Source organism: Desertihabitans aurantiacus (assembly GCF_003344635.1).
In the GTDB taxonomy this organism is placed as follows: Bacteria; Actinomycetota; Actinomycetes; order Propionibacteriales; family Propionibacteriaceae; genus Desertihabitans; species Desertihabitans aurantiacus.
In genome coordinates, this window is sequence record NZ_QPKK01000235.1 from 1 (window position 1) to 6,020 (window position 6,020).

Below are 6,020 nucleotides of genomic sequence, written 5' to 3' on the forward strand. Positions count from 1 at the left end.
CAGGGCTCCTCCGCCGCCCGGCGCCGCTCGGCGTCGGCCCGTACCGCGGCCGCGTCCCAGCCGTGCCGCTCCAGCGCCCCGGCCGCGTCGGCGACCGCCCGGCCGGTGCCTGGTCCGGTCTCCGCCAGCAGCTCGCCGCAGACCGCGTACCCGAGGCACTGCACGAGGCTCGGACGCGGTCCGCGGCCGTCGCTCACTCCAGCACCGAGCCGTCGGCGATCGTGCCGGCCTCGCCGTCGGTCAGCTCGACCGCCCCGCGCACCGTCACCTCGGCGCCGAAGGTCCACTCCCCCCGCACCGTCAGCGAGGTCGCCTGGCGCAGGCTGGGCGCACCGCCGGGGAACCGGGCCTCGAAGTCGCGGATCTTCTTGTAGTGGGCCGGGTCGAGGTCGACCAGCGGCGCCCGCTCCACCACGCGGTCCAGGGTGGCGCGCTCGCCCACCTCGTAGACGTCGGAGCGGATCAGCAGCAGGTCGTTGGTCGTCTTCACCGGCAGGAACCGCTCCCGCCCGACGACGATGGCCGTCGCCCCGGGGAACACCTCGATGGCCGCCCCCATCGCCGTCTCGACCTGGATGACCTCCGGGGAGGAGGAGTCGGCGGGGTCGACGTTCTTGGTGTTGCGGATCAGCGGCAGCCCGAGCACCGACTCCCGCTCGGCCAGTGTGGCGGCCAGCTGTTCGAGGTCCCACCACAGGTTGTTGGTGTGGAAGTAGGGGTGGCGGTGCTCGTCGGTGAAGAAGTCCATCTCCTCCGGCGCGGTCTGGGCGGTGTCGCGCAGGATGAGCTGGCCGTCGGAGACCCGCACGGCCAGGTGCCCGCCCTTGCGGTCGGCGGCGGTGCGCCGGCACAGCTCGGCGGCGTAGGGCGCACCGGAGGCGGCGAACCAGCCGGCCAGGGTGGCGTCGGGTGCGGCGCCGAGGTTGTCGGAGTTCGACACCGAGGCGTAGCGGTAGCCGCGGTCGAGCAGGCTCTGCAGCAGCCCGGAGGCCTCCAGCGCGGTGTAGATGTCGCCGTGGCCGGGCGGGCACCACTCCAGCGACGGGTCGGCCGGCCACTCCACGGGGGTGAGGTCGTCGGCGCGGAGCTTGGGCTCGGTGTTCTGCAGGAAGTCCAGCGGCAGCCCGTCCACGACCAGGTCGTCGTGGCGGGCCAGCGCGGCGCGGGTGTCGTCGACGGTGCGGAAGCTGTTCATCAGCAGCAGCGGCAGGCTGACGTCGTGCTCGGCCCGGGCCCGGCGCACCTGCTCGACGATGAGGTCGAGGAAGGTGCGGCCGTCGCGCACCGGCAGCAGCGACTTGGCCTGGTCCATCCCCATCGAGGTGCCGAGACCGCCGTTGAGCTTGATCACCACGGTCCGGCTGAGCGCCTCGCGAGCGGCGGCGGGGTCGACCTCGGTGGAGGACAGCTGGTCCACCTCGGTGAGCGGGCGGATGGTGTCCTCCCGGATCAGACCGGTGGCCCCCTCCTCCAGCTGGCGGTAGTAGTGGGTGAAGACGTCGATCGCCGCCTGCGCGACTCCGGCGTCCTTCATCTTCTCCTGGGCCTGACGGAGGCCTGCTGCGCTCATGGCCGCGATGTTATCGACCGCGAGAACGGCGAAGGCCCCCCGCCCGGACGGGCGGAGGGCCTTGCTCGAGGTTGAGGAGCGGGCGCCAGCGGGGCTGAAGAGCACCTGTCTACCCACCCCCAGGAGACATGTCGCCGGCGCCCGTCTCGAGGACAACTCTAGGACCCGGTTCCAGGGGTGCCAATCGACGCGGCGGTTTCGTCATCCAGACGTGATCATCGTGTCGGGCGGTTGTCAAGTCCGTCATCGCCGGTCAAGTTGGTCGCGTCCGGTCATGGCGCCCTCGCCAGGATTCGAACCTGGGACCAACCGCTTAGGAGGCGGTTGCTCTATCCCCTGAGCTACGAGGGCCGGTGCCCGGGCCATTGTGTCAGGCGCGGCCGTCCTCGGGGGAATCGTCGGCCAGCGGCCGGTGGGCCGGACATGCGACGACCGGCAGCCGGGGGTACCTCGGCAACCGGTCGTCGCTGCTGGCTGCGCCGCAGCGCAGGTAGACGGGCCCCCGCCGAGTGCGGTTCAGCAGCGCGTGCGCACAGCTGCCGCACAGTCCGGCGGGTGGCAACCCGTCGAGCCGGCCGGGGCCGGCGTCGGGCTCACTGGGCGGCGGCGCCACCCTGACCCGCCTGGGCCGCGCGGACCTCGGCGTGCACGGCCTCCATGTCCAGCTCCTTGACCGCGGTGATCACCTGGTCGAGCTGGGCGCCGTTGAGGGCACCGGCCTGGTTGAAGACGAGGACACCCTCGCGGAAGGCCATGATCGTCGGGATGCTGGAGATCCCCAGCCCGCCGGCGACGTCACCGTGGGCCTCGGTGTCGAGCTTGCCGAAGACGATGTCGGAGTTGGCCTCCGATGCCTTCTCGAAGACCGGCGCGAAGCGCTTGCACGGACCGCACCAGTCGGCCCAGAAGTCGACCAGCACGATGTCGTTCTCGCTGATGGTGGAGGTGAAGTTGGCCGAGGTCATCTCGGTGGTGGCCATGTGCGGCATCCTCTCGTGTGGAACCTTCTGACCCTGGGAGAACCGACGGGCCCGCCGGGCTATTCCGCGCCGGCACCGACCCGCGACCGGGCCGGGCTCACTTCATCGCCACCACGCGGCGCATACCGATCGCGATCCGCAGCGGGCCGTGCTGCTCGCTGCGCCGGACCAGGTGGTCGACGGCGGCCTCGCGGCGCTCCGGCGGCGTCCGCGGCAGGTAGAGGGCGTTGACCAGCCGGACGGCGTCGTCCTCGCCGGCCACCGGGTAGAAGTACACCTCGCGCTTGTCCTCCACCCGGTGCAGCCGCAACAGAGCCAGCAGGGTCTTCACCCCGGTCCGCTCGATCGGGTTGGGGAACATCGGCCGGCTGCGCAGCACGGCAGTCAGCCGGGTGACCTCGGCCGCCTCCCGCGGGGTCATCAGCCACACCGACGGCGCGATCACGGCCAGCGCGCCACCGGGGCGCAGCACCCGGGTGATCTCGCGGATGGCCTCGTCCAGCGGCTGGATGACCAGCAGACCGAGCGCGCTGGTGACGACGTCGAGCGAGTCGTCGGCGAAGGGCAGCCGGACGCCGTCGGCCTGCACCCAGTGCCCCGGCGACAGCTCGCGGGCCACCCCCAGCTCCGCGGCCGAGAGGTCGAGCCCGACCGTGGTCCGGTCGGGGGCGGCCAGCTCGCGCACCATCGCCCCGCCGCCACAAGCCAGGTCGAGCACCCGGGTGGCGGTCGGCGGGACGGCGCGGGCCAGCCACCGGTAGGGGTTGTGGTCGCCGGAGCGGGCGCGCAGCAGCACCTCCTGGACGGCACCGGGGTGCTCGCGGTGGTACTCGCCGAGGTAGCGGCGCCAGTCGATCGAGGGCATCGGGTGCCGGGGTCAGCCGGCCCGGGCGACGAAGAGGTGGGAGGCGGTCTCGAGGTCGAGCTCGCAGCCGGGCTGCTCGGCCGGCACCACCCGCACGCCGAGCCCACCGGCCGAGACCAGCACGCGGACGCCGGGCTGCACACCACCGGCGCGCAGGGTGGCGAGGAACTCGACGTCGGACTGCAGGTTCTCGCTCATCCGCTTGATCACCACGGGGGTCTCGCCCTGCCCCGCCGAGCGGACGACGTCGGAGAGCATCTCGGTGCCGGCCCGGAAGTCGGTCTCGGGGCCCTCCACGCCCAGCTCGGACAGACCCGGGATCGGGTTGCCGTACGGGGACTCCTCCGGGGCGTGCAGCAGGTCGACCAGCCGCCGCTCCACGTGCTCGGAGACCACGTGCTCCCACCGGCAGGCCTCGTCGTGGACGAGCTCCCAGTCCAGCCCGATGACGTCGGTGAGCAGCCGCTCGCACAACCGGTGCTTGCGCATCACCCGCATGGCCAGGTCCTGGCCCTCGGGGGTCAGCTCGAGGTGGCGGTCCCCGTGCACCCGCACCAGGCCGTCGCGCTCCATCCGGGCGACGGTCTGGGAGACGGTCGGGCCGCTGTGGTGCAGCCGCTCGGCGATCCGGGCGCGGAGGGGCGTGATGCCCTCCTCCTCGAGCTCGTAGATGGTCCGCAGGTACATCTCTGTGGTGTCGATGAGCTCACTCACGCGGCGTCTCCTCCCGGCAGTCCTGGCGTCGCGCCGGACAGCCTAGGCCATCCTCACCAGCGGCCGGCCGGCTCGCAGCACGGCCTGGACGCCGAGCTGGTCGTCCAGCTGCACCAGGTCGGCACGCGCCCCCTCGGAGAGGCGACCGACACCGTCGAGGTGGTGCACCCGGGCCGGGGTGGTCGAGGCCATCAGCGAGGCCGAGGCCAGGCTCTGCCCGCGCAGACCGGCCACCCGCCGCAGGGCGCCGTCCATGGTGAGGGTGGAGCCCGCGATCGAGCCCTCCACGCCGTCGGCGTCCACCAGCCGGGCCACCCGGTCGCGCACCCGCACGGTGAGTGCGCCGAGCCGGAAGTCGCCGTCGGGCCGGCCGGCGGCGGCCATCGCGTCGGTGACCAGGGCGACCCGGTCCGGGCCGGCGGCGGCCACCGCCATCGCCAGCACGTCGTCGTGGACGTGGGCGCCGTCGGCGATCAGCTCCACCACGACCCGGGGGTCGGTGAGCAGGAACGGGATCGGCCCGGGCTCGCGGTGGTGCACCGGGGACATCGCGTTGAAGAGGTGGGTGGCGACGGTGGCGCCGGCCTCGACCGTGCGGGCGGCCAGCTGCTCGTCGGCGGTGGTGTGACCGACCGCCACCCGCACGCCGGCCTCGCGCAGCCGGCGGACCGCCTCGGTCGCGTGCGGACGCTCCGGGGCGAGGGTGACCATCGCCAGCGTCCCCTGCGCGGCGTCGAGCAGCGGTTCGAGCCGCTCGGGGCTGGGGTCGACCAGCAGGGCCGGGTCGTGGGCGCCGCAGCGCTGCTCGCTGAGGAAGGGGCCCTCGAGGTGGATGCCGGCCAGCTCGCCGGAGCGCACCAGGGGCACCAGCGTGCGCACCTGCTCCACCAGCACGCCGATCTCGGCGGTGACCAGGCTGGCCATCGTGGTGGTGGTGCCGCCGCGGGCGTGGGTCTCGACGACGGTGCGCACCTCGTCGGGGTCGGTGGTGGAGAAGCTGGCCCCGCCGCCGCCGTGCACATGGGTGTCGACGAAGCCCGGCACGACGCGGCCGTCCAGGGTGAGGTCGGGGGCCGGGCCCGACCCGGAGGAGATCCGCAGCACGCGTCCGCCGGCCACCTCCACGGTGACGTCGTCGTGCCAGCCGTCGGGGAGCAGGACGTGCTCCGCGCGCAGGATCAGGTCGCCGCCGTTGCTCACGGACCGCCACCCTAGTCCCCGGCGAGGAAGAAAAAGACGTTGTGTCCGGGCGGTCGCCGACCTAGGTTGGCGGTACACGGAAAGGAGGTGGTTCGATCTATGAGTGACTATCGGACAAGTGAGGTGGCGGCGGGCTGACTTCCGCCGTGGCTGGCGGGTAGCCGGCCAATCCACCGTCGTCACCCAGACCCGCGGGCGCCGGGAGTCCACCGGCCACCTCCTGCTCCGGCAGGACGTGAAGTGCCCGCGGGTCTGTCACGTCCAGACCCCTCCTCCGCATCGGGACGCGTGAGCACCCGCACCGTCCGCGTCCCCCGGGCCCGGCTGGCCGGCTGGGTCGAGCGCTTCGCCGCCCGCCACGGCCACCTCACCCCCACCGCGGACTCCGCCACGCTGCTGCTCCCCGCCGCCGACGGTGCCGAGGCGGTGCTGACCGTCCCCTTCCTGCCCTGGACGCCCGGGGACGACCCGCTCGCCGCGCTGCTCGACCACGTCGCCCGCGACCGCACCGTCGGCGTCCTGCTGGCCCGCCGCGGCGGGCACGCGGCCGGGGTCTTCGTCGGCGAGGAGCTGGTGGCCAGCAAGGTCGGCTCGGGTTACGTGCAGGGACGCACCAAGGCCGGCGGCTGGTCCCAGCAGCGCTACGCGCGGCGGCGGGCCAACCAGGCCGCCAAGGCCGTCGAGGACGCCG

7 protein-coding genes and 1 tRNA gene are annotated in these 6,020 nt (G+C 73.5%); 1 reads left to right on the top strand and 7 read right to left on the bottom strand.

The genetic code is table 11. The features are described 5' to 3' along the window. The 7 genes from DVA66_RS15895 to nagA form a co-directional block, all read right to left on the bottom strand. On the bottom strand, window positions 1-197 hold a 197-nt coding region (locus tag DVA66_RS15895), incomplete at its 3' end, for a hypothetical protein (protein WP_157974054.1). Then, window positions 194-1,570 (bottom strand): UTP--glucose-1-phosphate uridylyltransferase, encoded by a 1,377-nt coding sequence (locus DVA66_RS15900; RefSeq protein WP_114560959.1) that lies wholly within the window; start codon window positions 1,568-1,570, stop codon window positions 194-196. The genes DVA66_RS15900 and DVA66_RS15895, both read right to left, overlap by 4 nt. Window positions 1,571-1,845: 275 nt before the next feature. After that, a tRNA-Arg gene (locus DVA66_RS15905) sits at window positions 1,846-1,921 on the bottom strand. Between the two features lie 242 nt (window positions 1,922-2,163). After that, window positions 2,164-2,550, bottom strand: coding sequence for a thioredoxin (trxA, locus tag DVA66_RS15910; protein WP_114560960.1), 387 nt, complete (start codon window positions 2,548-2,550; stop codon window positions 2,164-2,166). A gap of 97 nt (window positions 2,551-2,647) precedes the next feature. Then, window positions 2,648-3,415, bottom strand: a complete 768-nt coding sequence (locus DVA66_RS15915) for a class I SAM-dependent methyltransferase (RefSeq protein ID WP_114560961.1) — start codon at window positions 3,413-3,415, stop codon at window positions 2,648-2,650. 12 nt (window positions 3,416-3,427) lie between these two features. After that, window positions 3,428-4,129 carry a metal-dependent transcriptional regulator gene (locus DVA66_RS15920; RefSeq protein WP_114125596.1) on the bottom strand — a complete coding sequence of 234 codons (702 nt, stop codon included), beginning with the start codon at window positions 4,127-4,129 and terminating at the stop codon, window positions 3,428-3,430. Window positions 4,130-4,171: 42 nt separating this feature from the next. Then, on the bottom strand, window positions 4,172-5,329 hold the full coding sequence (nagA, locus tag DVA66_RS15925) for an N-acetylglucosamine-6-phosphate deacetylase (protein ID WP_232822003.1): 1,158 nt from the start codon (window positions 5,327-5,329) through the stop codon (window positions 4,172-4,174). 288 nt (window positions 5,330-5,617) lie between these two features. Here nagA and DVA66_RS15930 point away from each other — a divergent pair. Then, on the top strand, window positions 5,618-6,020 hold a 403-nt coding region (locus DVA66_RS15930; protein WP_269801634.1), incomplete at its 3' end, for an acVLRF1 family peptidyl-tRNA hydrolase.